The 620-nt window shown below is 54.0% G+C and carries 1 protein-coding gene; it reads right to left on the reverse strand.

Features of this window, described 5'->3' with window-relative positions; translation table 11 throughout:
* On the reverse strand, positions 1-620 hold a 620-nt coding region (locus B2899_RS03355), incomplete at both ends, for an ATP-grasp domain-containing protein (protein ID WP_286884045.1).

Genomic DNA, 620 nt, shown 5'->3' on the forward strand with positions numbered 1-620 from the left:
GGAAGGAATGCCGATCTCCGGATCTTCAAGCGCGTACCCTTCCGCGATACGAATCTGTGACTGAACGATATCGATGCCGGTCACCATTTCGGTAATCGTGTGTTCTACTTGAATTCGCGGGTTAACTTCGATAAAATAAAATTTTCCATCCGGTGCGACTAAAAACTCGACCGTACCGGCATTGATGTAGTTGGACGAGCGGGCCAGACGCAGCGCCGCGTTGCAGATCTCTTCGCGCTGTCTTTCCGTAAGAGACAGGCTTGGTGCTACCTCGACGACTTTTTGATGCCTGCGCTGAATCGAGCAGTCGCGCTCAAATAGGTGCACGGCGTGTCCATGCTGGTCGGCCAGGATTTGCACTTCGATGTGCTTTGGATTTTCAAGATATTTTTCAAGGTAGACGGCGGCGTTTCCGAAGGCGGATTTTGCTTCGGAACGGGCGCGATCAAGCGCATCCGTAAGCTCACTTTGCTTGCGGACGATACGCATGCCGCGGCCACCGCCACCGGATGCGGCTTTGATGATAATCGGGTAGCCGTTTTCTTTCACAAAGCGCAGCGCTTCTTCCAGCGTGCGCACCGGTTCCGGAGTACCAGGGATGACCGGAATATCGGCTTCGA

It is taken from the genome of Aneurinibacillus sp. UBA3580 (assembly GCF_002375825.1).
Lineage (GTDB): Bacteria > Bacillota > Bacilli > Aneurinibacillales > Aneurinibacillaceae > Aneurinibacillus > Aneurinibacillus danicus.